This is a genomic window from Burkholderia oklahomensis C6786, assembly GCF_000959365.1.
Lineage (GTDB): Bacteria > Pseudomonadota > Gammaproteobacteria > Burkholderiales > Burkholderiaceae > Burkholderia > Burkholderia oklahomensis.
Genome location: NZ_CP009556.1, coordinates 709,342 through 734,773, shown reverse-complemented (window position 1 = coordinate 734,773; position 25,432 = coordinate 709,342). Strand labels below are relative to the sequence as shown.

At 67.4% G+C, this 25,432-nt stretch carries 18 protein-coding genes; 11 read left to right on the top strand and 7 right to left on the bottom strand.

Annotated elements, in window-relative coordinates:
• Window positions 1–142: 142 nt before the first annotated feature.
• The 3 genes from BG90_RS21255 to BG90_RS21245 form a co-directional block, all read right to left on the bottom strand.
• A complete protein-coding gene (locus tag BG90_RS21255; protein WP_081469884.1) occupies window positions 143–3,046 on the bottom strand; it encodes a GH92 family glycosyl hydrolase in 2,904 nt (967 codons plus the stop codon).
• Window positions 3,047–3,336: 290 nt separating this feature from the next.
• Window positions 3,337–5,253, bottom strand: coding sequence for an SMP-30/gluconolactonase/LRE family protein (locus BG90_RS21250; RefSeq protein ID WP_010117723.1), 1,917 nt, complete (start codon window positions 5,251–5,253; stop codon window positions 3,337–3,339).
• Window positions 5,254–5,623: 370 nt separating this feature from the next.
• On the bottom strand, window positions 5,624–5,989 hold the full coding sequence (locus BG90_RS21245) for a nuclear transport factor 2 family protein (protein WP_010117722.1): 366 nt from the start codon (window positions 5,987–5,989) through the stop codon (window positions 5,624–5,626).
• Between the two features lie 470 nt (window positions 5,990–6,459).
• Here BG90_RS21245 and BG90_RS21240 point away from each other — a divergent pair, with 470 nt between their 5' ends.
• From BG90_RS21240 to BG90_RS21225, 4 genes are all read left to right on the top strand, one after another.
• Entirely contained in the window at window positions 6,460–7,200 is a 741-nt protein-coding gene (locus BG90_RS21240) for an SDR family oxidoreductase (RefSeq protein WP_010117721.1), read from the top strand.
• Window positions 7,201–7,595: 395 nt separating this feature from the next.
• Window positions 7,596–8,516 carry a LysR family transcriptional regulator gene (locus BG90_RS21235; RefSeq protein ID WP_010117720.1) on the top strand — a complete coding sequence of 307 codons (921 nt, stop codon included), beginning with the start codon at window positions 7,596–7,598 and terminating at the stop codon, window positions 8,514–8,516.
• Window positions 8,517–8,637: 121 nt separating this feature from the next.
• The gene (locus BG90_RS21230; protein WP_025990100.1) at window positions 8,638–9,885 is read left to right on the top strand and encodes a D-amino acid dehydrogenase; all 1,248 of its coding nucleotides are present in this window, start codon (window positions 8,638–8,640) and stop codon (window positions 9,883–9,885) included.
• Between the two features lie 153 nt (window positions 9,886–10,038).
• Window positions 10,039–10,938, top strand: a complete 900-nt coding sequence (locus tag BG90_RS21225; RefSeq protein WP_010107417.1) for a glutamate/aspartate ABC transporter substrate-binding protein — start codon at window positions 10,039–10,041, stop codon at window positions 10,936–10,938.
• 738 nt (window positions 10,939–11,676) lie between these two features.
• On the opposite strand, the gene BG90_RS21220 is transcribed toward BG90_RS21225, so the two are convergent.
• The 3 genes from BG90_RS21220 to BG90_RS37745 form a co-directional block, all read right to left on the bottom strand.
• On the bottom strand, window positions 11,677–12,120 hold the full coding sequence (locus BG90_RS21220) for a hypothetical protein (RefSeq protein ID WP_045568381.1): 444 nt from the start codon (window positions 12,118–12,120) through the stop codon (window positions 11,677–11,679).
• Window positions 12,121–12,566: 446 nt separating this feature from the next.
• Window positions 12,567–13,646, bottom strand: coding sequence for a fatty acid desaturase (locus tag BG90_RS21215; protein ID WP_010117710.1), 1,080 nt, complete (start codon window positions 13,644–13,646; stop codon window positions 12,567–12,569).
• Between the two features lie 141 nt (window positions 13,647–13,787).
• Complete coding sequence (locus tag BG90_RS37745) at window positions 13,788–13,916, bottom strand: hypothetical protein (protein ID WP_257791837.1); 129 nt, start codon at window positions 13,914–13,916, stop codon at window positions 13,788–13,790.
• Between the two features lie 47 nt (window positions 13,917–13,963).
• Between BG90_RS37745 and BG90_RS21210 the strand changes: the two genes are divergently transcribed.
• On the top strand, window positions 13,964–14,788 hold the full coding sequence (locus BG90_RS21210) for a phosphate/phosphite/phosphonate ABC transporter substrate-binding protein (protein ID WP_025990098.1): 825 nt from the start codon (window positions 13,964–13,966) through the stop codon (window positions 14,786–14,788).
• Between the two features lie 253 nt (window positions 14,789–15,041).
• Here the strand turns inward: BG90_RS21210 and BG90_RS21205 are convergent, their stop codons facing one another.
• Window positions 15,042–15,944, bottom strand: coding sequence for a LysR substrate-binding domain-containing protein (locus BG90_RS21205; protein WP_010117708.1), 903 nt, complete (start codon window positions 15,942–15,944; stop codon window positions 15,042–15,044).
• A 181-nt stretch (window positions 15,945–16,125) separates the two neighbouring features.
• On the opposite strand from BG90_RS21205, the gene BG90_RS21200 reads away from it, so the two are divergent.
• The 6 genes from BG90_RS21200 (at window position 16,126) to BG90_RS21175 (ending at window position 25,419) form a co-directional block, all read left to right on the top strand.
• Complete coding sequence (locus tag BG90_RS21200; RefSeq protein WP_010117707.1) at window positions 16,126–17,307, top strand: M20 aminoacylase family protein; 1,182 nt, start codon at window positions 16,126–16,128, stop codon at window positions 17,305–17,307.
• A 39-nt stretch (window positions 17,308–17,346) separates the two neighbouring features.
• Window positions 17,347–18,672 (top strand): MFS transporter, encoded by a 1,326-nt coding sequence (locus tag BG90_RS21195; RefSeq protein ID WP_010117706.1) that lies wholly within the window; start codon window positions 17,347–17,349, stop codon window positions 18,670–18,672.
• Window positions 18,673–19,111: 439 nt separating this feature from the next.
• Window positions 19,112–21,757 carry a glycoside hydrolase family 15 protein gene (locus tag BG90_RS21190; RefSeq protein ID WP_025990097.1) on the top strand — a complete coding sequence of 882 codons (2,646 nt, stop codon included), beginning with the start codon at window positions 19,112–19,114 and terminating at the stop codon, window positions 21,755–21,757.
• On the top strand, window positions 21,757–22,101 hold the full coding sequence (locus BG90_RS21185; protein ID WP_010117704.1) for a hypothetical protein: 345 nt from the start codon (window positions 21,757–21,759) through the stop codon (window positions 22,099–22,101). Before BG90_RS21190 ends, BG90_RS21185 begins: the two co-directional genes overlap by 1 nt.
• A 530-nt stretch (window positions 22,102–22,631) precedes the next feature.
• Window positions 22,632–23,879 carry an ROK family protein gene (locus tag BG90_RS21180; RefSeq protein ID WP_010107403.1) on the top strand — a complete coding sequence of 416 codons (1,248 nt, stop codon included), beginning with the start codon at window positions 22,632–22,634 and terminating at the stop codon, window positions 23,877–23,879.
• Window positions 23,866–25,419: a sugar ABC transporter ATP-binding protein gene (locus tag BG90_RS21175; protein WP_010117702.1), complete on the top strand. Its 1,554-nt coding sequence runs from the start codon at window positions 23,866–23,868 to the stop codon at window positions 25,417–25,419. Before BG90_RS21180 ends, BG90_RS21175 begins: the two co-directional genes overlap by 14 nt.
• Window positions 25,420–25,432 lie beyond the last annotated feature (13 nt).

Below are 25,432 nucleotides of genomic sequence, written 5' to 3'. Positions count from 1 at the left end.
GCAGCTTCGCCGATCGTCGAGACGGCGCGCGGCGGCGATGTCTGCAACGACACGCCGCCGCCTTTTGCGGTTCACGATCAAACCGCGCATGCATCGTGCGAGCGCCACGCATCGGCATGGCGCTCGCGTCCAGGCATCTACATCAGGCCGCCACGCCGATGCCGAACACGTGCATCTTGCCCGCGCTCACCTGCCTCGGCAGCGTGACGCTCGTCACGACCTTGCCGGCCGGCACCGGAATCTTCTGCGCGAAGATGTAGGTTTTCACGTTGTCCGTTTGCCCGCCGCCGGCGTTGCGATAGGCGGTCGTCACCGCGATCGCCGACTTCGCGCTCGCGCCGCCGCCGTTCAGCGTCCAGTCGTCGAACGACAGCGTGACCTGTGCGCTCGTTCCGTCCGCGAAGTTCACGCGCGCGACGCCCGCGCTCGGCCCGTTGTTCGACGCGCCCAGCACGACCACGCTGCTGCCCGTCGAGCCGGGCGGCAGCATCACGGTCTGGCCGACCGTCACCGCGTTGTCGAGCGACGACGCGCCGCCGCCGAGCACGAAGCTCGCTCCGCCGTACGCGAACGGCACGCCGGGCTTCGCGCCCGCCTGCGCGAGCGCGGTCGCCGAGTAGCTGAACAGGCTGCCGTCGAAGTCGGCGCCCTGGCCGTCCGCGTTCGTCGCGCCGTCCGAGCTGATGCCGCGATTGTTGAAGCCGTCCGCCACGTCGAGCGCGACCGGCACGCCAAACGACGGCGGCGCGTCGCCCGTCCCCCATTGCGATGGCGCGCCGCCCATCTTGAAGTGCATCACCGCGCCGCCTTCGAGCGCGTCGAGCGCGATCCACGGGCTCGTCTGCGCGCGGCCGTTCACGCTGACGCTCTGCACGTAGTTCGACGACGGCGCGCCCGGCGCGCGAATCCTCAGCGTCTTGCCGCTGCCGAGCCGCACGTCGATCGCGCGGAACTGCGGACTGCCGATCGCAAACCCCGCGACGCCCGGAATCTGCGGATACAGCCCGAGCGCGGCCCACACGTACCAGCCGGACACCGCGCCGAGATCGTCGTTGCCGGGCAGGCCGTCGGGCTTCGTGCCGAACGCCGTCTGCATGATCTGCTGGACGACGCGCTGCGTTCCGGACGGCGACCCCGCCCAGTTGTACAGCCACGGCGCTTCGAATGTCGGCTCGTTGCCCATGTAGAAGTTCGGCAGGCTCATCCCCGCGTTCAGCACCGTGAAAAACTTGTCGAGCCGAGGCACGACCGTCTGGTTGCCGCCGAGCTGCGCGAACAGGCCGGCCGGATCGTACGGCACCATCCACGTATATTGCTCGGCGTTGCCTTCGACGTAGTTGTCGGTGCTGCCCGGCGTTTCGGGGATCCATGCGCCGTTCGACTGACGCGCGGCGACGAGCGGCGGATTCAGTGACGCGTTCAGCAAGTTCTGCCAGTACGCGGAGCGGCCGAGCAGCATCTTCTGCGTCGCGGCGTCGCCGAGCGCGCCCGCGAAGCGTGAGATCGCAAAGTCGCTGCTCGTGTATTCGAACGTCGACGATGCGATGCCCCATTCCCCGCTCGTGATGTAGCCCGTCTGCAGATAGCTCGCGCGTCCGCCGTTGGTCGTCACGCCCGCGCACGCGGTACCGGGAATGTTGGCCATCCTGATCATGTGCGCGAGCGCGCCGCGCGCGTCGAAGCTGCGCGCGCCGAACGCGTAGGCGCTCGACACGATCAGCGAGCCCGCATCGCCCGGCATCACGCCGTCCTCGACGTTGTCGTTGACCCAGTGCGGAATCGCGCCGCATTGGTCCGCATCGTTGACGAGCGACTGGATCATGTCGCTCGTCTCGCGCGGGAACAGCACGGCTTTGAGCTGGATCAGCGAACGATAGATGTCCCAGCCCGAGAAGCTCGAGTACTGCGCGGCCTGTCCTTTCGCGACCGTGTGCACCTGCTTGTCAAAGCCGACGTACTGGCCGTTGACGTCGCTGAACACGCTCGGCGCCCACAGCGCGTGATAGAACGCGGTGTAGAACTTCTTCAACGCATCGGCATCGCCGCTCGACACGCGAATCGCGCCCAGCCGGTCGTTCCACGTCGCGTCGGCGAGCGCGCGCACGCCGTCGAAATCCCACGCCTTGTTCTCGGCGTCGAGATTCGCCTTCGCGTTCTCGACGCTCACATACGAGATCCCGATCTTCATCCGCACGGTCGCGCCCGAATCGAAGCCGAGCTTCGCGACGCCGTGCGAGATCGACGACGTCGACGCGAACGGCCGATCGAACGTCGCATAGAAGTACACGGGCACGGGCACCGAATTGCCGCAGAAGCCGCCGCCCACCGTGCTGCCGGAGATCGCGGTCGACGACACGCGCGTGATCGCGCCGCTCGTCGACGTCTTCGTATTCGTGCGCGTCGCATCGAGCACGAGGATCGCGGGCTTGCCGGCGGGATACGTGAAGCGGCCGAAGCCCGTGCGCAGCGTCGCCGTCAGCTCGACCTTGATCTGCGAATCGAGCAGCACCGAGTAATAGCCGGGCTTCGCCGTTTCGTTCGCATGGCTGAAGGTCGGCGCGAGCTTCGTCGCGTCGGTGGTCGGCATCACCGGAAACTCGCCGTTGTTGCCCGCGCAGCCCGCGCCGCTCATGTGCGTGACGCTGAAGCCCTGGATCGCGTTCAGGTCGTAGTAGTAGCCGGCGGGCGAGCCCGGCTCCCTGCTGCCGTCGGGCGCGGGCGTCGTGTTCGTGTCGGGCGCCCACTGGACCATGCCCGAAGGCAAGCCCGCCGCCGGCACGACGCTGCCCGCCTGCCCGGCCGGCACCGGATTCGGCGAATTGCTCGCGAGCGTGCCGATCAACGGATCGACGTATTGGGTCAGCGAGACGGGGCGAATGGCGTCGTCCGTTTGCGCGTTGTTCGCCGCCGCGTCGACCGCCGCGCCGTTCGCGCCCGTCGCGGCCAGCGAAGACGCGGTCGCGGCAGGACTGCCGTCATCCCCTCCACAAGCTGCGAGCGCGCAAGCGACGGCCATCGCGGCGCCCAGCCTGACGAATCGATTCATGATCGTCTCCAGTTCTTGTGCTTCGTTATCGAGCGGCGCGATCGACTGCACGTCGTCGGCCAATCGTGAATCTCGGCTGCGCTGGAAGACTAGGACACGACAAGTTTCTTCGTCAATGAAATGAAGGGTGATGTAATGTTTTTATCAGATTTACTAAACGATGCGAAACAGCGTGCAACACGGCGGTTTTATCTCGCGCGTTTGCGCAGCGTCGCACATGAACGCCGGACGGCGCGCGATGCGGCGCCGCGCCACCCGACGTTCGCCCGTGCCGATCGGGCGCGCGGCCGTCACGGCTTCCAGCGATAGACGACGATGCTCGAGCCGTTGTAGTTGTCTTTCGTGATCACGTATTCGCCCGTCGATCGCAGATAGGCTCTCAGCCCGTACATCGAATCGACGTCGTTGCCGACGTCCATCGTGCTGGTGTTCGAGTTGATCAGCGTCGTGACGAGCTGTCCCGTGTTGAGATCGAAGACGTCGACGTTCGGCACGGTGTGCACGTAGCCGACGAACAGATAGTTGCCGGCCGCCGCGATCGACTTCGGATTGGGGCTCGTGAGCGTGATGACCGGATTCGGCTGGGCGACGTTGCCGGCGCTCCAGCCGTGATACACCTCGATCCGCCCGTTCATCGCCGTCCAGTCCCAGCTCCCCGCGATCCCTTGCGCGAGGATCATCGTATCGCTCTCGGACATGTAGAGGATGCGCGCCGACGGCTGGATGCTCGCGGGCGTCGGGATCGACGTGGCCGCGCCCCAGGCCGGCTTGCCGGTCGCATCGAAGCCCGTCAACGGATAGTGCGAGATGGCGTTCGTCCCGTTGAGGCCGACCCACACGTCCCCCTTGTTGTCGATGGAGAATCCGGCCGTCACCTGCAGCGTCGTATTGAACGCCTTGCCCGGCAGCGACGCATCCGGGATCGCGATGTAGCCGCTTGCCGCGTTGAAGTGGTAGAAGTTGAAGTTGCCCGGATTCTGCCCCGACGCGACGAGAATCCTGTTGCCGCCGACGCTGACGAGCTGGCCGAAGTGCTGGCCGCGCTGGTAGTCGTTCATGTCGAGACGCGGATCGGCAGGATACGTGAACGGATCGACGGTGTTCGCGACGAAGGTGCCGCCCGCACTACCGGTGTAGACGTTCATTCCGCTGTAGAAGTAAGCGCCGTCCGTCGTCGGATCCGGCGCGGCGATCGCCTCGAAGTTGAGCGCCTGGAGCTTCCACAGCGTGTTGCCGAAGGTGTCGTATGCGTGAATGTCGGTGGCGCCGTTGCGGCCGAGATCCCAGCCGCCGCCCCACGGATTGTTGAGCACGTATAGCGTGCCGGCGGCGTCCTTGCCGATGCCGACCACGCGCGTGAAGCGCTTGTCGCCGACCTGGCCTTTGATGCCCGTCGTGGTGTCGAGATAGCCGCCCAGCACGCCGAACGTGCCGACCTGCTTCGGGACGCCCGCGATGCCATAGAACTTGATGTTCATGTCGGGGCCCTGATCGCCGACCATCAGTTGCCGTTTCGACGCATCGTAATACAGCGACGACGGCCGCGATGCCGTCGGCATCTGGATCGTGTTCATCAACGCGCCGGTCGGACTGAATTCGACGATCTTGGCCGCGTTCTTTTGGGCTACCCAGATATTTCCCGCACCGTCGAGCGCGAGCGCGCCGGGATTCGCGATGCTGATGTCGCGCTGCCAGACGCCGTCGGTCGTGAAGACCCGCACGCGGTTGCCGAAGAAGTCGCTCGCGTAGAGGAGCGTGCCCGCCGTCGCGAGACCGGTGATCACGTCGGCCCGGCTGACGGCGTTCCACACGCTGACGGGAATCACGAGATCGCGTGCGAGCGTCGTCCGGTTGTAGCGCGCGACCGAGCCGCTGCCCTGCGAGGTGCTGTATTGCGACGCCGCGAAGATCGACGTCGCGTTGCCTGTAATCGCGCCGCCCTGGAACTCGGCGTGCGTGCCGATCGAACCGAGGCTCTTGCCGTTCTGATAGATCGCGACGCCGCCTTCGTTTTCGTCCCAGAAGGAAGCCGTATAGATGACGCCTTCGGGCGAGACCCACATCGAGCGCGCGTTGTTGCCGACGTGCGACGCAAGGGTTCCGTAACTGTTCGCCAACCAGTCCGTCGTGTATTGCGCGTGCCCTGTGGGCGCGATCATCGCGATCACGGCGCCGACCCATGCGGCATGGATTCGTTTCTTGACCATGAGTGATGCTCTCCTGACCTGACCCGTCGAAATATGAATCGCCGGGTATGACATGAGTGAGTACGGCGAGCGGATCGCCGCTGCCCCCGCTGATTGGTCACCACGCATCTTCAGCCGCATCGCGATTTGCTTCGCGCCGCCACGCGACGTGGCAGGCGCGTCGACACTCGTCTCGTGTCCGTATCGCTTGATCTTTCGGATCGCTCCATCGATCCGTCGTTGAACGACGATTGGCGTCGCCTTGTCGCTCGTCATTGAATTTGTTAAGGAGTCTGGAGCGACGCCCTATTGCTCCATTCGGTAAAACCGTCAGTGGACACAATTCGGCGGCGGTAGAAAATACAGCTGCTCCGATTCCCCCGCCGCTCGATTATCCGGCGTAGTGAGCAAATGCTCTTGAGACTCGCCGATCCGGCCCGAAGTAAAACACTTCGAGCGCCAGCCGCCCCTTTGCGCCACGGTAATGAATCGCGACGCTGTCGACGCCTGTCAGCGTCGCAATCCATTCGAAATGCAAGTCCGGGATCAATTGCAGCGCCTTCGACCAGTACGCGCCGACCGCTTCCTTGCCGCATAGACGGCCGCTGGGCTCGCCGGCGAGCTGCGCGATCATCGGCGACGACATTTCGAATCCGTCGGCGTAGTGCGACAGGATCCGGTCGAGGTCGTGCGCATTCCATGCGTCGATCCATTCCCGGCCGAATTGCTGAGCGAATGCTTGCGTGATGGGTTCCATTGGCAACGAGTATCGAAGCTTGCTTGAGATAATCCGACGGGCGTCGACCGTCATTCAACGGCTCGCGTCGCCGGCATCGCTCGGTTTGTCGAATCGTTTTCGCTGTGCGCTCGGCATTTCATCCATGATTCCGGCTCAAGGCTAGCATGCAATCATGTCATGACGAAATTCGTTCGATATTGCTCGCGTCTTGATCGAAGACGGACGATTCCGCCATGAACCGCACTCGTCGGCGGGCATTTGCGCCAAATTGGCGCCGACGTTACGATACCGGCTCATCCGGTCATCCTGCTGCGCATCGCTGATCCGGCTGCCGACGGGATGACCGCGCGGCCAGCCGTTCGACACGCTTCGTTCGAGCGGCCGAGCGCCGCTGAAACAGATCGTCGGCCACCGCGTGCCGCATCGCGCACGCCGCGCATTCAGTTCTCTTCATCGTCCGAATCGATATGGTCACTCGCTCTTCTCAATTGCCGGCGGTTCGCGCAATCGTCACCGGCCACACGCGCGGGCTCGGCGCCGCGCTCGCCGTGAATCTGCTTCAGCGGGACATCGCGGTGCTCGGTCTGTCGCGCAGCCGCCATCCGTCGCTCGGCGCGCAGGCGGACGACCGGTTCGTCGAAACCGAGCTGGATCTGTCGGAGCCGGCGCGCGTCGAAGCGTGGCTCGACGGCGACGCGCTCGGCGATTTCGTCGCCGGCGCGAGCAGCGTGCTGCTGTTCAACAACGCGGGAACCGTCGAGCCGATCGGCCCGCTCGACACGCAGGACGCGGCGGCGATCGCGCGCGCGGTCGGCCTGAACGTCGCGACGCCGCTGATGCTCGCGAGCGCGATCGCGAAGATCGCGTCCGAAACGGTCGAGCGCCGCATCGTGCACCTCTCGAGCGGGGCCGCGCGCAACGCATATGCGGGCTGGAGCGTCTATTGCGCGACCAAGGCCGCGCTCGATCATCACGCGCGGGCGGTCGCGGCGGATGCGAATCGCGCGCTGAGGATCTGCAGCGTCGCGCCGGGCGTCGTGGACACCGGCATGCAGGCGACGATCCGCGCCACCAGCCGCGACCGGTTTCCGTCGCGCGAGCGGTTCGAGCAGCTCAAGTCGAGCGGCGCGCTCGCGACGCCTGACGATGCCGCGCGTCAGCTTGTCGATTACGCGCTGAGCGACGACTTCGGCAACGCGCCAACGGCCGACCTGCGCGATTTGGGGTGAAGCCGGGGCGGCGTGAGACAACGGTATCGAGGAGGACCGGGCGGAATGTGACTGGCGACTGGCGACTGGCGACCGATGACCGGTGACTGGCGTCGAGTATCCGGCGATCCCGCACCGCATCGCGACGCCATTCGAAGCGCCCGACGCGGCGCGCGCCGCTCTCGCATTGCACGAGAATTCGAAGACGCACGCGAACCAGCGAATCGGCGATGAGCACGCGCCCGGTCGAACCGAATCAAGCCCATCGGGCTCGCCGCATCGATTTCACCGATCCAATCCGATCCGCGCATCCGCTCCGCACGATCGCGCTCACGGCCTTCCGTGCCGAACAGGATTGCGACCGGCTCCGGCCCGCGGTACTGTCCGATGCACGAAGATCCGTCTCATTCCCCGTCATGCGCCTCCGCCACATCGAAGTCTTCCACGCGATCATGCGCACCGGCTCGCTGTCGAAAGCCGCGCAGCTACTGTGCGTGTCGCAGCCCGCCGTCAGCAAGGTGCTCGCGCACGCCGAACAGAACCTCGGCATTCGCCTCTTCAATCGAGCGCACGGGCGTCTGCTGCCGACGCGCGAAGCCGAGCTGCTCTTCGGCGAGACACAGAAGCTCCAATCGAACCTCGACCGTATCAGCACGCTCGCGCGCAACCTGGCGCTGCAGCCCGAAGGGCATCTGCGCGTCGGCTGCCTGCCGAGTCTCGGCCTGAGCCTGATCCCGCCGGCCGTGAAGGCGTTCCGCACCGACTATCCGCGCGTCGCGCTGAAGATCCAGACCTTGCACACCGACGCGCTGCTGAACGCGCTGCTCACGCGCGATCTCGATCTCGCCGTCGCGATCGATCCGCCGACGCGGCCCGGCATCACGTCGACCGAGCTCGGGCGCACGGCCGTCGTCAGCGTCGGCCCGCCGGACGATCCCGCACCGGACGAACCGCTGTCGCTGCACGAATTCATGGAAGGCGACTCGATCGGCATCGGCACCGAGGATCCGCTCGGCGACGCGATCGGCAATGCGCTCGAAGCGTTCGGCGAGGATCGCGTCACGATGGTCGAGGCGCACACGTGGTATGTCGCGCGGGCGCTCGCCGCGCGCGGCGTCGGGCGCGTGCTGCTCGACGAGCTGACGGCGCGCGCGCCCGGCGATCCGGTGACGATCCGGCCGGTCGAGCCGGCGCTGTCGGTCGGCGTGTTCGCGCTGTGGCGCGACGGCGGGCTGGATTCACACGCGGGCGCGACGTTCATCGAAGCGCTGCGCGCACCGTTCGACGAGCCGCCCAGGCCCCACGCGCCGGGCGCCCCGAAGCGGCGGCCGCGCTGATCGGCGCCCCCAGCGCCCTTAACCCAAGGTTATGGGATCACACATCTGTTCATTTGCCCGGGCCATTTCAGCCGGTGAAACTAGGCCGCATCGACAACCCCTTTGCAGACGGCCGGAATTCATGCAGATATGCGTATTGGGCGCGGGCGTCGTCGGCTTGACGACCGCCTATCATCTTGCGCGCGAAGGTCACGACGTGACGGTGCTGGAAGCCCGCTCGGACGCCATGCTCGACGCCAGCTTCGCGAACGGCGGGCAGTTGAGCTACAGCTACGTCGCGCCGCTCGCCGATCCGGCCGTGCTGAGCAAGCTGCCCGCGTGGCTCGTCAGGCCCGATTCGGCGCTGCGCTTCGTTCCGCGGCTGGACGCCGGCCAGTGGCTGTGGTGCATCGCGTTCCTCGCCGCATGCCGCACCGGCCGCGCGCGTCGAACGGCCGCCGAGATGCTCGAACTGGGCGCGCTCAGCCGCGCCGCGCTGCACGATCTCGTCGAACGGGAAGCGCTCGACTTCGACTACGCGCGAAACGGCAAGCTCGTCGTCTATCGCGACCGGCAGGCATTCGATCAGGCGCGGCGCGCGATGGAGCATCTGATCAACGCGGGCGCGCAGCAGCAGGCGCTCGACGCGGCCGCGTGCGTCGCACTCGAGCCCGCGCTCGCGCACGCCGGCGATCGGCTCGCGGGCGGCATCCATACGCCATCCGAAGAAGTCGGCGACTGCCGCCGCTTCGGCGTGGGGCTCGCCCGCGTGCTGCGGGAGCGCCTGCGCGTCGCGATCCACTACGAAACGCCGGTCGATGCGCTGCGCGTCGACGGCGCATGCGTCGTCGCGGCTCGCACGGCGCGCGGCGACATCGACGCCGACGCGTTCGTCCTCTCGGCCGGCAACGGCAGCGCGCCGATGCTGCGCGGGCTCGGCTTGCGCCTGCCGATCTATCCGCTGACGGGCTACAGCCTGACGCTGCCCGGACGACAAGACCAGATGCCGCGCGTGAGCGTGACGGACTTGCATCGCAAGATCGTCTACGCGCCGCTCGGCTCACGCTTGCGGATCGCGGGCATGGTCGAAATCGCCGGCATCCGGTCGTCCGGCAGGGAGCGCCGGCTCGCGTTGCTCGCGCGGCAAGCGCAGGAAATCTTTCCGCACGCGGGCGATTACGCGAACGGCGAAACCTGGTGCGGACATCGCCCCGCGACGCCCGACGGCAAGCCGTTGATCGGCGCGACGCGCTTTCGGAATCTGTGGCTCAACACCGGCCATGGATCGCTCGGCTTCACGCTCGCATGCGGCAGCGCCAGAGTGCTGGCCGACCTGATCGCGGGACGCGAGCCCGCACTGGATGCCCGCGCGTATGCGCCGAACCGCTGAGCCGATGCGCGAGCGTTTCGCCGCTCCGATACGATTGACGGCCGCCATCGCCACGGCCGCCGAATCGACCGGCCCGACACGCTCGCCGACTCCATCCGTTTTTGCCTCGCCCCCAAACTTGTTATCCGCCACCCGTTCCGCCAGGAGCCTTTGATGATGAAACCCCTCCGCCCGCTGCTTTCGATCGCCATCGGCTGCGCGCTTGCCGCCGCCGCTCACGCGGACGACGCCAGCCCGACGTTGAAGAAGATTCGCGACACGGGCATCGTCACGCTCGGCGTGCGCGAATCGTCCGTTCCATTCTCGTACTACGACCAGCAGCAGCGCACGATCGGCTACTCGCAGGACATCGCGCTGAAGATCGTCGACGAGATCAAGAAGGAATTGAAACGGCCGAACCTGACGGTCCGCGAGATTCCGATCACGTCGCAGAACCGCATTCCGCTCGTGCAGAACGGCACCGTCGATCTGGAATGCGGCTCGACGACGCACACGAAGGAACGGGCCAATCAGGTGTCGTTCTCGAACAGCTTCTTTCAATACGGCATGCGATTGATCGTGAAGAAGTCGTCGGGCGTGAAGGACTTCCCCGACCTGGCCGGCAAGACCGTCGCGACGACCGCCGGCACGACCGAGGAACGGCTGCTGCGGCAATGGAACGCGGAGAAAGGGATGTCGATGCAGATCATCAGCGCGAAGGATCATGCCGATGCGTTCCTGAACGTCAAGAGCGGCCGGGCGGTTGCGTTCTTCATGGACGAGCCGCTGCTGTACGGCGCGAAAGCGAAGGAAGCGAATCCGGGCGACTACGTGATCACCGGCAATTCTCCGGTATCCGAAACGTATGGCTGCATGCTGCGCAAGGACGACGCCGGCTTCAAGCAGCTCGCGGATCGCGTGATCGCGCAGATGCAGCGCTCCGGCGAAGCCGAGGCGCTGTACGTGAAGTGGTTCAATCGGCCGATTCCGCCGAAGGGCGTCAATCTCGACTATCCGCTGTCGGCGGACATGAAGAAGCTGTTCGCGAACCCGAACGACAAGGCGCTCGACTGAGCGGGCAGCCGTTCGCGTTGACGGGCGCCGACGAGGTGCGCGGCATGTCATCGTGCCGGCATGACGCGGCGCGGCTCAGCAACGCGGTGCGGAAAGTGAGAGCGGAGCGCGTCGCACAGTTCGACGAACTCGCGCGGCGGCCTGAATGGGCGGCTTGAGACGCGTGGACGGCGTCGCGCCGGGTGCGTCGATCCGGCGGCGGCTGGTTGCGGGCGGCTTGTCGGCCGCCTGTCGAACCACCGTCGAACAGCCGAAGCGCGTCGGATGAGATGCGCCGAGGCGAAGGACCATTGACCCTTCAGGGCAAGGCGTTCGACACGTGCGCCGAGGATATCGGCCGAGCCGCAGCGGGAATGAAGCGCGTCGCGTTGTCCCGGAAGCCCGGCCGCGAACCTGAATGAGCGGCCTGATACGCGTCGCCGGCATCCTGTACGGCGCGCCGACTCGGCAGCCGACCGCCGCGACATTTTCCGCGGCGCCGCCGATCGATAACGCGAGCCCTTCGATTCACCGAAGGCCGCCGAATCGGCAACGCGGACGCAGCGCCGCTGGGAAGTTGCGATGGATGCGCGCGCGGCGCGAAGCCGTACGCCGCCATCGTGCATCAGAGCCTTCGCATGATCCGCCCGGCATCGATTTCGCATCGCTCGAAAACCGGCCGACGCGCGCTGAAGCAGGCATTCCGTGCCCAGCACGCGACCTCGGATCGAATCACGCCAATCGGACTCGCTTCACCGCTCAATGGCGATGGTGATGCTTGCCGCGATGGTTGCCCCGGCGATAGCCGCCGCGATCGTAATCGTCGTTGTACGAGTTCGAGCGAGAGATGTTGCCGCCGAGCGCGGCGCCCGCGCCGCCGCCGACGGCCGCGCCGATCAGGCCGCCGCCGCGGCCGCCCATCGCGTTGCCCGCCGCGGTGCCCGCACCGCCGCCGAGCGCGCCGCCGATGATCGCGCCCGTGCGCTCCCGGCGGTTCGACGTGACCGCGCCGCCGGCGCCGCCGCCGACCGCCCCGCCGATCACCGCCCCCGTGCTGCCGCCCACGGCGCCGCCGACCGCCGCGCCGGCCACGCCGCCGAGTGCGCCGCCGAGCGCGTTGTTCATGTCGCCGGCGAAGGCCGGCAGTGAAGCCGCAGCGGTCAGCGCCGCGATCGCAACGATCTGGATGAGTTTCTTCGACATAATTGAAAGGTCTTCTTTCGTTTTAGGTTTGAAGCAGCGGCGAGTATACCGGGGGCAATGAAAGGTTTCTGTTTCCTTTCGGTCCGGCCGCGGTAAGAGATGTAACAAAGTGATCCGGCGGTGCGCGGGCGGTATGGCAGCGGCTTGTCGGCGCGCATGGGCACGGACGCGAGCCGCAAGGGATCAGGAATTCGGGGAACGAGTGAGGGACCGCCGGATGACACGCGGACCGCGTCGCGGCATTTTCGTATGACGCCGGATCGGATGCGGAAAGCGCGCGTGTAATCCCGTCGGCGCATCGGTCGCGCGCGCAAGACGGATGCGGCCGATGCGCCGGTATCGGACGACGACATTGCGACGGATCGAAGCCGTCGCGGCGGCGTGCCCCGACGTCGCCGTTCGCCGGACATCACGTCCGCGTGGCACGCGTGCCGTTCACGCGGCCATCAACCGCCGATCTGAACACAATCGTCGATCACCGCGACACGCGCGCCGCGTCTCGCCGATGCCGATGCCGATGCCGATGCCGATGCCGACGCCGATGCCGATGCCGATGCCGATGCCGACGCATCGTCGTGCGCGAACGGATGGACGGGCGCATCGGTCTCCCGCCATGCATGGCGTTTCAGCAGCTCCCAATAGCCGCCGCGAATCACGAAGCCGCCGCATTTCCGCGCATACGCATCGCGTCGCATCCGGTACGCGCGCGGCAGGTGATACCACGGCAGCTTCGGCAAGTCGTGATGCACGAGATGGTAGTTGTTGTTCAGGTACAGCAGGCGCATCACGGGGCCGGCTTCGTTGATCGCGATGCGCGCCTTCGGATGCACGGCCGCGCGATGCTCGTACAACGAACGAATCATCGCAAGCGACTGCGCGGGCCACGTGATCGCGATCAGGTAGTACCACCACGGCACGCCGGCCGACACATGCAGCCACGCGAGCAGCACGACGACGGACACGCCGTGCGCGGCCCACATCGACGCATGGCGCCAGTCGCCGCCGCGCCATGCGCGCAGCGTATCCGCGCACATCGCGGCGACGCTCGCCGGCGGCCCGACGACGAACCGCCCGACGAAGCTCTTGCGCGCATGCCACAGCGCGCGCCGCCAGCGCGGGAGCCGAACCCACTGCGCACGCGGCACGTAATTGCTTTCCGGATCGACGCCCGGCACCGTCAGGTCTTCGTCGCGGTGATGTTCGAGATGAGTATCGCGATACAGCGTGTACGGATACCAGACCGCCAGCGGCGGATAGCCGAGCAGCTTGTTCAAGCGCGCGGAGCGCGTCGGATGGCCGTGCAGCAGCTCGTGCTGCAGCGACGTGTGCCACGCGCACAGCGCGATCAGCAGCGGCGTCGCGGCCGCGAGCGGCAGTCGCCCCGCGCGCACGCACAGCAGCACGCCGAGCCAGCCGCCGTAGATGACGACGATCAGCAGCCAGGTCGGCCACTCGGTGCGTGCGGCGAAACGGCCGCCGAGCGCCTCGATCTCGCGCGCATGATCTACGTCGAAATATTCGGCCATGTTTCAGTGGTGACGAAGGCCGAGCGTCGACAAGCGCGGACGACAACGTCGCCGCCCGCGATACGCACGGCAGAACACGCACCGTAACCAGCCGCCGCCGCCGGACCAACCAATGGATTCGCATTTGCTTATGCGAAACGGTCAGCGTTCGATGTGGCGAAATCGCGAAAAGGACGGTGCATCGGTTCCGGCGATGGCGATGGCGATGGCGATGGCGATGGCGATGGCGATGGCGATGGCGAAGCATCGATGCGTTCGCAGACCCGGCAAGCCGAACGCGCCTCCGCCGAATGCGCTGAAATCCGTAGAATGTCCGGATGACTCGATGGATCGCCGGACTGCCGATGTACAACGTGACGCCGCGGCACGCCGCGCTGTGGCGCGCGCTGCTGCGCGACGCGCTGCACGCGTTCGCGCGCGCGGGCGGCCCGGCCGACGTCACGCTGCTCGACGAACCGTTCGGCGAGTTGCTGCCGCTATGGCGCCGCGACGATCTGCTGCTGTCGCAGACGTGCGGCTATCCGTACCGCATGCTCGGCGTCGCCGGAACGGTCCATCTGATCGCATCGCCCGTATTCGACGCCGACGGCTGCGACGGCGCGCGCTACCGAAGCACGCTCGTCGTATCGGCGGACGCACATGCGCGCGGCGCGACGACGCTCGCCGCCTGCCGCGGCCTGCGCGCCGCGTACAACGGAGACGATTCGCACAGCGGAATGAATGCGCTGCGTCACGCGGTCGCGCGGCATGCGCGTGCTGGACGCTTCTTTTCGACGGTCACGCGCACCGGCTCGCATCTGGGCGCGCTGCGCGCGCTCGACGCGGGCGACGCGGATCTCGCCGCCATCGACTGCGTGACGCTCGCGTACGTGCGCGATGCATTGCCCGAGCTGCTGCGCGGCGTGCGGATCATCGGCGCGACAGCGTCCGCGCCGAGCCTGCCGTTCATCGCATCGCGCACGCTCAGCGACGAGCAAGCCGCTTCACTGCGTGACGCGCTCGATGCGGCGGCCGCAGCCGACGTCGAACGCGCGCGCGTGTTGCGACTGCGCGGCTTCGAGCAGCTCACGCCCGACGATTACTCGGAGATCGAACGATTTGCGCGCGACGCGGCCGCGCTCGGTTATCCGACACTCGCGTAACGCGTAACGCGCAACGCGCCGCGCGCAGGCAACCGCAGCAACCAGAGCGGCCACGATCGGCACGGAACACGCAACGAGCGTCCGCCTCGCCTGCCTTTCGACAAGATGCGAGATGCGAGATGCGGCAGGCCGGGTGCCGAACATGTCGATCGACCAGCAGCAAAGCCTGACCGACCCGAGCGGCGCGACAGCGCAACCAAGCTCCATCGCGCGACACGACAACCGGAGCGAAACGACCTGCACTCACCCGGCGTCAACGCAATCCATGCCGCCGCGCCGCATCGCGCATGCAATCGACCAGCATCGACGCAGCCGGCGTCAACGGGCTGTCGCGGCGCGTCACCACCTGCACGGTCACGGCCGGAATCGTCTCGCGTATCGGCAGCACCGCGATCCGGTCGTGCGACCATTCGACGTCGAGCAACTGGTCGGGCATCGCGGCAATCAGGTCGGAGCCCTGAATGAGGCTGTGCGCGATCGCATAGCTCGGACACTCGACGACGCGCATCGGCGTCGGCAAGCCGTGCTCGACGAAACAGTTGAATATCAGCTGCGTCGAGCTTTCGGGCGACGGATTCATCAGCCAGTCGGCGTCGACGAGATCGGCGAGCGACGTCGCCGACGCGAGCGGATGCCCCTTGCGCGCGACGATCGCGTGCCGGCTCGCATACAGCTCCGAGTGATCGAACTCCGCGGCGAGCAGTTCCGGCACCACCACCGACACGGCGAAATCGAGCGATCCGTCGTGCAGCTTCGGCAGCGCGACGCCGGGAAACCCTTCGACGATGCTCACGCGCGCAACCGGAAAACGCCGCCGAAACGCGCGAAACGCATCCGGCAGGATCGTCACCGCGGCTGCGGGTGTGATGGCCGCCGCGACGGCGCCCGTCGTCGCGCCTTGCGCCTGTTCGATATCGTCGCGCGCCCGCTGCATCTCGGCGACGATGAGGCGCGCGCGCACCTGAAGCTGCTGGCCGAATCCGGTGAGCTGCACGCCGCGCGCGGTGCGCACGACGAGCGACACGCCGAGCGCGAGCTCCAGCTCCTTGACCGCCTTCGTCAACGCCGCCGGCGACACGTTCAGCCGGCGCGCGGCCGCGCGAATGCTTCCCTCGTCTGCGACGGCGACGAACGCTTTCAACTGATGATATTTCATACGGAACGCGCGATTCGGAGAAGCCCTTCATTCGCTGCACCGCTGCGGATCAGGGTGTTCCCTAGAGGCAACCCGCAGTGAGCACCGACGCAATTTATCAGCTTATGGTGCGCGAAAAAAATTCATATGCTTCGTCGACATGTCCGCACAAGCGCGCATCCACGCCCCACCAGGAGACAGCATGCAGCCCGAGAATCCCGTCATCCCCGGCATCGCCGCAATCGCACCCGAGCTGATCGACGTGCGCCGCCGCATCCACGCGCATCCCGAGCTCGCGTTCGAAGAGACGCTCACGAGCGATCTCGTCGCCGGGCTGCTCGCCGGCTGGGGCTACGACATGCATCGCGGGCTCGGCAAGACGGGCGTCGTCGGCGTGCTGCGCGAAGGACAAGGCGCGCGCACGCTCGGCCTGCGCGCCGACATGGACGCGCTGCCGATCGCCGAAGCGACGGGGCTGCCGTATGCGAGCCGTCAGACGAACAAGATGCATGCATGCGGACACGACGGCCACACGGCGATGCTGCTCTGCGCGGCGCGCCACCTCGCCGCGACGCGGCGGTTTTCCGGAACGCTGAATCTCATCTTCCAGCCCGCCGAAGAGAACTTCGGCGGCGCGAAGGCGATGATGGACGACGGCTTGTTCGAACGCTTTCCGTGCGATGCGATCTTCGCGATCCACAACATGCCCGGCCGCGCGGCGGGCGACATGGCGTTCCGCGCGGGCGCCGCGATGGCGTCCTCCGACCGCGTGACGATCACGCTGCGCGGCTTCGGCGGCCACGGCGCGATGCCGCATTTCGCACGCGATCCGATGTCGGCGGCAGGCAGCATCATGGTGGCGCTGCAGACGATCGTCGCGCGCGAAGTCGATGCGCAGCAGGCGGCCGTGATCACGGTCGGCAGCGTCCAGGCCGGCGAGACGTTCAACATCATTCCCGAGACCGTCGTGATGAAGCTGTCGGTGCGTGCGCTGAACGCCGACGTGCGCGCGCTGCTCGCGCGCCGCATCGAGGCGCTCGTGAAGGGCCAGGCGGAAAGCTTCGGCGTCACGGCGGACGTTCAGTATGACTACGGTTATCCGGTGCTCGTCAATCATCCCGAGCCGACCGCGTTCGCGTTGGACGTCGCGCGCGCGATGCTCGGCGCGGATCGCGTCGAAGCGGACGCCGCGCCGCTGATGGGCAGCGAGGATTTCGCGTACATGCTCGACGCGCACCCCGGCTGCTACGCGTTCATCGGCAACGGCATCGGCAGCAAGGGCGGCTGCATGGTGCACAACCCCGGCTACGACTTCAACGACGACATTCTCGCGATCGGCGCGAGCTACTGGGTCCGACTGGCCGAAGCCTGGCTCGCCGCCTGACGCCCTCTCGCCCGCCGTCTTGCGTTCCTCGGGGATCACATGGAAACGTCCGCTCTCAATTTCACCGGCGCGCCGGCCGACGCGCGCGCCGCCGCGAAGAAGCGCCGCCTGATCGCCGCGGCCGCGGTCGGCAACGCGCTCGAGTTCTACGACTTCACCGTCTACAGTTTCTTCGCGATCCTGATCGGCAAGCTGTTCTTTCCGGTTCACTCGTCGTTCGGACAACTGATGCTCGCGGTCGCGAGCTTCGGCGTCGGATTCGTCACGCGCCCGCTCGGCGGTCTCGTGATCGGCATGTACGCGGACCGCGTCGGGCGCAAGCGCGCGATGATCGCAACGCTGCTCATCATGGCGCTCGGCACCGCGACGATCGCGGTCGCGCCGACTTACGCGCAGGCCGGCATCGCGGCGCCGCTGCTGCTCGTGATCGCGCGGCTGCTGCAAGGTTTCGCGTCCGGCGGCGAAGTCGGCGCGTCGACCACGCTGCTGATCGAGCAGGCGCCTCACGCGCAACGCGGGTTCTACGCATCGTTCCAGTTCTCGAGCCAGGGACTCGCGGCGCTCGTCGGCGCGCTGACGGGCGTCGTGCTGACGTCGACGCTCAGCGCCGCGCAGCTCGAAAGCTGGGGATGGCGCGTGCCGTTCGTCATCGGCACGCTGTTCGCGCCGCTCGGCTACTGGCTGCGACGCACGGTCGACGAAGCGCCGGCCGCAGCGTCCTCGGCCGCCACCGCTTCGCGCGGGAACATCGCATCGCTGCCGCTCGCGGACGTGCTGCGCCGCCACGGCAAAGCCGTGTTCGCCGGCCTCGGCATCACAATCGGCGGCACGTCGATCCATTACATCATCGTGTTCTACATGGCGATCTACGGCGTGCAGGTGCTGCATCTGCCGAGCTGGCTGTCGATGATGGCCGGCTGCATCGCGGGCGCGATGCTCGCGATCGTGACGCCGATCGGCGGCTACCTGTCGGATCGCTACGGGCGCAACCGGATCGTCTGGTGGACGCGCATCGCGCTGATGCTCGCGATCTATCCGGCATTCGTCGCGCTGAACCGCTGGCCGGGCGCCGTCTCGCTGCTGACGATCATCGCGGCGCTCGCATGCGTGCATGCGATCAACATCGGCGCGATGAGCGCGATGCTCGGCGAATTGTTTCCGCGCGCGGTGCGCGCGACGGGCGGCGCGCTCGTCTACAGCATCGGCGTCGCGATCTTCGGCGGATTCGCGCAATTCTTCGTCACGTGGCTGATCGCCGCGACCGGCGATGCGAACGCGCCCGCGTACTACGCGATCGGTTGCGGCGCGTTGACGTTGATCGCGCTGCGCTCGATGGACGACAAGGCGGGCAAGCCGCTCGATTGACGTAGAACGCCGCGGCACGGCTGACGTGTCCGCGCGGCCGTCGGCTCGCATTGCGCCGTCGGCGTCCGGAAAAAGCCGCCGCGCCCCGATGCGGGCCGGCGGCGCGTCCTTCCTTCACGATGCAGGCCGATGCCCCGATGACCATCGTCGGATCCGCGCATCGCGCGCCGACGGCACGAAACCCAACAACGCGTCATTCGCATGCGCCGCGCATCGCTCCCGCGTCGGCAACCTCCAACGAACGCCTCGAGCCCGCGCTTTCTCCGCACCGCGCCCGCCGCCGGCAGTTCATCTCGTCGTGCCGTCGAGCGGATGTAGTATCAATACATAGTCGACTACAATACATTGAAAATATTGACTCTTTCGGCTTCGCATGAGATACAGCGCATGTTGTTTTGCTACAAAAACGACAGCATACAAATTCATAACGGAGACGAAAATGTCGGCAAAGCACTTCAGATTGAAACAGGCGGTGCTGGTTGGCAGTTTGGCGGCCATGGCGGGCGTCGCGGCGTTGCCGGCGTGCGCGTCGGCCGCCGAAGCGTTCGGTTCGCCCGGCGCGACGCCGGTGAGAGGCCCCGCGGCCAAGTCGTTCCTCGGCACCGCGGTCAACGGAGCATCGCGGGTCTACTTCACCGGCTATCGCGGCATCCTGTCCGAGGTCTACTATCCGGTCCTCGATACGCCCGAATCGGTCGACCTGCAGTTCCTGGTCGGCGATGGCGGCAAGACCTTCGTCGACGAAGAAAAGCTGCAGGCCTACTCGGCCGCGCAGACCGACACGCGCACGATGAGCTGGCAGGTGACCACCAGCAACAGCGCGCACAACTGGCAGATCCGCAAGATCGTCTTCGCCGATCCGAACTACAACGCGATCGTCCAGCGCGTCACCTTCACCGCGCTCAACGGCCACAAGGTCGGCGACTTCAACCTCTACATGCTGTCGAAGCCGTACCTCGACAACGCCGGCGGCAACAACACCGCGCAAACGGTGTCGGGCACCGGCGGCACCGCGCTCGTCGCCAATCACAACAGCCGCTATTCCGCGCTCGTGACGAGCCGTCCGTGGACGGTGGTCAACGGCGTCGGCATGACGTCGAACGGCTTCGTCGGACAGAGCGACGGCTGGACCGACCTGCTCGGCGGCACCGCCGACAAGACGATGGACTGGACCTTCTCATCCGCCACCAACGGCAACGTCGCGCAGATGGGCTGGATCGACCTCGGCGATCCGACCGCGACGAGCGTGTCGTTCGACGTCGTGCTCGGCTTCGGCGGCACGCAGGACCAGGCGCTCGGCGACGCGAACACGGTGCTCGGCAGCGATCTCGCCGGCGAGCAGCAGCAGTACGACACCGCATGGCACAACTACGCGGCGGGCCTGTCGTCGCAGAACGGCGCCGCGGACGATGCCTACTACCTCGCCGCGATGACGCTCAAGACGATGCAGGACAAGAGCAACGGCGCGATGATCGCCGGCATCGGCACGCCGTGGGGCGAAACGCAGGGCGACGCGAACGCGGGCGGCTATCACCTCGTGTGGCCGCGCGATCTGTTCAAGTTCGCGAACGCGCTGACGACGGCGGGCGACACGTCGAGCGCGACGAGCGTCGTCAACTATCTGTTCAACACGCTGCAGCAGACAAGCGATTGCGGCACCGCCGAATACAACGCGTCCGGTTGCGCGCAGGGCTACAGCCGCGTCGGGCGCTTTCCGCAGAATGCGTGGGTGAGCGGCTGGCCGTACTGGCAAGGCACGCAGATGGACGAGCAGGCGATGCCGATCATCCTCGCGTGGCGCCTCGGCCCGAGCGTGTTCAATCCGTTGTGGCCGAAGATCAAGCTCACCGCCGACTACATCGTCAACACCGGTCCGTGGACCTATCAGGAGCGCTGGGAAGAGAACGCCGGCTATTCGCCGTCGACCATCGCCGCCGAGATCGCCGGCCTCGTCACGGCAGCCGACATCGCGACGCAGAACGGCGATACGGCGAGCGCCGCGCGCTACCTCGCCGCGGCCGACTACTGGCAGGAGAACGTCGCGGCGTGGACGTACACGTCGACCGGCACGTTCGGCAGCGGCAGCTACTACATCCGGATCAATCCGGCGAGCCGCTCCGGCACCGGCACCGATCGCGCGAGCTTCGCGCCGACCGCGGGCCCGGACACGCCGCAAACGCTGACCGTCAAGAACGGCGGCGGCAGCCACGACGCGCGGCGCGTCGTCGACGGAGGCTTCTTCGAGCTGGTCCGGATGGGCGTCAAGCGCGCGACGGATCCGACCGTCGTCAACACGATCTCGGTCTACGACAGCGTGCTCGGCCAGTCGCTGAGCCTGGCGAACGCGCCGGCGCTCTCGCCCAACGCGTGGTTCCGCTACAACTTCGACGGCTACGGCGAGCACAACGACGGCAGCGACTTCGACGGCACCGGAGCCGGCCGCTTGTGGCCGATCTTCACCGCCGAGCGCGGCATGTACGAGATCGCGCGCCAAGGCAGCGGCAGCGCGGGCAGCGCGTATTTCTCGACGCTCAAGCAATTGACGACGCCCGAAGGCTTTCTGCCGGAACAGGTGTGGTCGAATTCGACGACGCTGCCGGACGGCTGGGCCGTGACGACGCCGGCCGGCTACACGCCGGGCCAGCCGACCAAGTCGATGGCGCCGCTGAACTGGGCGATGGGCGAGTACATCAGCCTGCTGGCGTCGATTCAGGCCGGCCGCATCGTCGACATACCGTCGGTCGTCTGCGCGCGCTACAACAATTGCGTCGCGCCGCTGCAGAGCGGGCAGGTGGCGGTGGCGGTCAACGTCAACGCCAGCACGCAGCTCGGCCAGCAGGTCTACGTGACGGGCAACGTCGCCGCGCTCGGAAACTGGAACACCGATCTCGGCATTCCGGTCGACCCGGCCAATTACCCGGTATGGAGCAACACCGTCAACATGCCGGCCGGCCAGGCGATTCAGTACAAGTACTATCGCAAGAACGCGGACGGCAGCGTGACGTGGGAGAACTGGTCGGGCAATCGGCAGCTCCAGACGCCGACGAGCGGCGCGCTGACGCTGAACGATCAGGTGAACTGGTGATGACGCGCGCGAGCGGGTTGGCGCTTGCCGCCGCGGTGCTGCTGCTGGGATTGGCGGCGGCGGGCTGGCGTTACGGACTGCTGGCGAATCGCGATCGGGCGGCTGCGGTTGCGGTTGCGCCGGCCGCGGTCGTTCCCGATCGTGCGCAGCCCGTGCCGCCGCCTCCGCCCGCGCCGCCGAGCCGGCCGCTCGTCAAGGCGCTGCCGCCCGTCAAGGTCAAGCCGGGCGGGACCAGCTGGAGCCCCGATCCGGCGACGACACTGGCGCCCGTCGAAGCGCAGCGCGGTGCGCCCGACATCCCCGGCGCTCAGCCGTTGCACCCGCCGGCAGGGACTTCGCCATGAGCACGGGTTGAACGGCGCAAGCGTGCGCCTGATGTTGCCGAGAACGTCCGTCGACCGGGCATGCATGCCCGGTCGACGGACGGACCGACGCCGGCTTTCCGCGCATCGAAAAAACGCCGGTCCGGTCACATCCGCCGCGACATCCCGAGCCCGCTCGATGCGTCGATGAAGACCGAGGCCATACGACTTGATTTCAGCCACGATTTCGTTCGGCACGTGCGACGGTTCATCCATTTTGGATGACGAATCAATGCGATTGCCGCCGGCGACATTCCATTCAGGAATACGATCGAACCACCGCCGAATCGCCCGGCAATTCCGAACGCCCGCGAACATCGTTCGACAGCGCGCGCACAAGCAACTGAAAGCGAATCGTCATCCTCAACGCGCCCACCCCGCCGCCATCCTCCGCATCAATCCGTCGATACCCGGGAATCCCCTAAGCAGACATGTCCGACGTCTCGCAGTTAAATAAATCAACTTGATTTATTTAACCTCTGGCGACCCGTGCCAACCCCGGAGGAGACATCATGAGGAGTCCGCACATCGGCCAGGGCAGCAACTCGGTCAACGTGCGCCGCTACAACGAGCGCCTCCTGCTGAAGGCCCTGCGGCGCGCGGGCAGTGCGTCGAAGGCCGATCTCGCGCGTCTCGCCAATCTGACGGGCACCGCGGTCGGCAGCATCATCGCGTCGCTCGCCGAAGCGAAGCTGATCGAATTCGCCGGCCGCGTCGAAGGCCAGCGCGGCCAGCCCGCGTCGCTGATCCGCCTCGATCCGCGCGGCGCGTTCGGCATCGGCGTGCGGCTCGACCGGATGCGCATCGAGACGGCGCTCGTCAACTTCGCCGGCGACGTGATCGGCCGCCGCTCGCACGACACGCTGCTCCCGCCGCCCGCCGTCGTGCTCGACCTCGTCCGGGAGGACGTCGCCGCGATGCAGCAGCGCCTCTCCGCGCACGAGCGCGAGCGCCTGACGGGCGTCGGCGTCGCGCAGCCATACAACCTCGGAAGCTGGCTGCGCGAGCTCGATCTGCCGGCCGATGCGTTCGGCGCGTGGGCCGAAGTCGATTTCGCGAGCGAACTCGATCGCGCGATCGCGCTGCCCGTCTTCAGCGAAAACGACGGCAACGCCGCCGCGATCGCCGAGCTGTTCTACGGCTGCGGCCGGCAACGCGACGATTTCGTCTACCTGTTCCTCGGGCCGGCGATCGGCGGCGGCATCGCGGTCGACGGCGACTGCCTGCGCGGCGCCACCGGCAACGCCGGCGACTTCGCGATGATGCCGGTGCCGCCGAGCCGCCTGCCGTCGGTGCCGAAACCGCGCGGCGCGTGGGACATCCTGATCGCGCGCGCGTCGCTCAACGGGCTCGTCCGGCATCTGCGCTACTGCGGCGAACGGGTCGAGCATCGCGCGGATCTCGAAGCCTGCATCGCGCGCGGCGCGAAGGCCGTCGACGAGTGGATCGACGATTGCGTCGACGCGCTCGCGCCCGCGCTGCGCGCGGCGCTCGCCGTGCTCGAATCGCCCGTCGTCGTGCTCGACGCCGACACCGACGCGGGCCTGATCGACACGCTGATCGCGCGCCTGCACGCGGCGCTCGCGGCAAGCGCGCCGGAAGCGCGCGGCACGCCCACGCTGGTGCGCGGCTCGTTCGGCTCGGACGCCGGCGCGATCGGCGCCGCGACGCTGCCGATGTTCTTCAACTTCTCCCCGCGCGCCGGCATCCTCAGAGGTGCAAGCGTGGAATCGCAGGAGGCCAGATATGCGGCGTTCTGATCCGTCACGTCCGCTGCTCGAGATGCGCGGCATCAGCAAGACGTTCCCCGCCGTGCGCGCGCTCGCCGACGTGAGCCTCACCGTCCGTCCCGGCGAAATCCATTCGCTGATGGGCGAAAACGGCGCCGGCAAGTCGACGCTCATCAAGATCCTGTCGGGCGCGTACCAGGCCGATCCCGGCGGCGAAATTCTCATCGACGGCGCGCCGATCGCGATCGACGGCCCGCTCGCCGCCCGCGATGCCGGCATCGCCGTGATCTACCAGGAACTGTGCCTCGCGCCGAACCTGACCGTCGCGGAGAACATCTACGTCGGCCGCGAACTGCGCCGCGGCAACGGCCGCTGGGGCACGATCGATCGCGCCGCGATGGCGCGCGGCTGCCAGGACGTGCTCGAGCGCCTCGGCGCGGACTTCGGGCCGAACACGCTCGTCGGCACGCTGTCGATCGCCGAGCAGCAGCTCGTCGAGATCGCGCGCGCCGTCCACACGAAGGCGCGCATCCTCGTGATGGACGAACCGACCACGCCGCTGTCGTCGCGCGAGACCGAGAACCTGTTCCGTCTGATCCGGCAGTTGCGCGCCGAAGGCCTCGCGATCATCTACATCAGCCACCGGATGGCGGAGATCTACGAGCTGTCCGACCGCGTGTCGGTGCTGCGCGACGGCGCATACGCCGGCACGCTCGACCGCGACTCGCTGTCGGCCGAGCGGCTCGTCGGCATGATGGTCGGCCGCGACATCTCCGGCTTCTACAAGAAAGCGCATGCGCCGTACGATCCCGGCAATCTGCTGCTGTCGGTGCGCGACGTCGCGGACGGCGGCCGCGTGCGCGGCTGCAGCCTCGATCTGCACGCGGGCGAAGTGCTCGGCATCGCGGGCCTCGTCGGCGCGGGCCGCACCGAGCTCGCGCGGCTCATCTTCGGCGCGGAGCCGCGCGCGAGCGGCGACGTGAAGCTCGGCGACAGGACCTTCGGCGCGCACTCGCCGCGCGACGCGATCGACGCCGGGCTCGTCTACCTGACCGAGGATCGCAAGCGCCAGGGCCTGTTCCTCGACATGAGCGTGCGCGACAACATCAACATCTCGGTCTGCGGGCGCGACGCCCGGCTCGGCGCGCTCGACCTCGTGCGCGGCGCGCAGCGGGCGCGCGATGCGATCGCGTCGCTGTCGATCCGCGTGCCGCATGCGAACGTCAACGTCGGCGCACTGTCGGGCGGCAACCAGCAGAAAGTCCTGCTGTCGCGCCTGCTCGAGACGAAGCCGCGCGTGCTGATCCTCGACGAGCCGACGCGCGGCGTCGACATCGGCGCGAAATCGGAGATCTACCGGATCATCAACGATCTCGCGCGCGCCGGCGTCGGCGTCATCGTGATCTCGAGCGAGCTGCCGGAGATCATCGGCGTCGCCGATCGCGTGCTCGTGATGCGCGAAGGCAGGATCGCCGGCGAACTCGGCGGACACACGGGCGAGCGGATCACGCAGGAGGCGATCATCGCGCTCGCCACCGGCTCCCGTACGGAGGCGGCGGCCGCGCACTGAGCGGCCGCCGTCG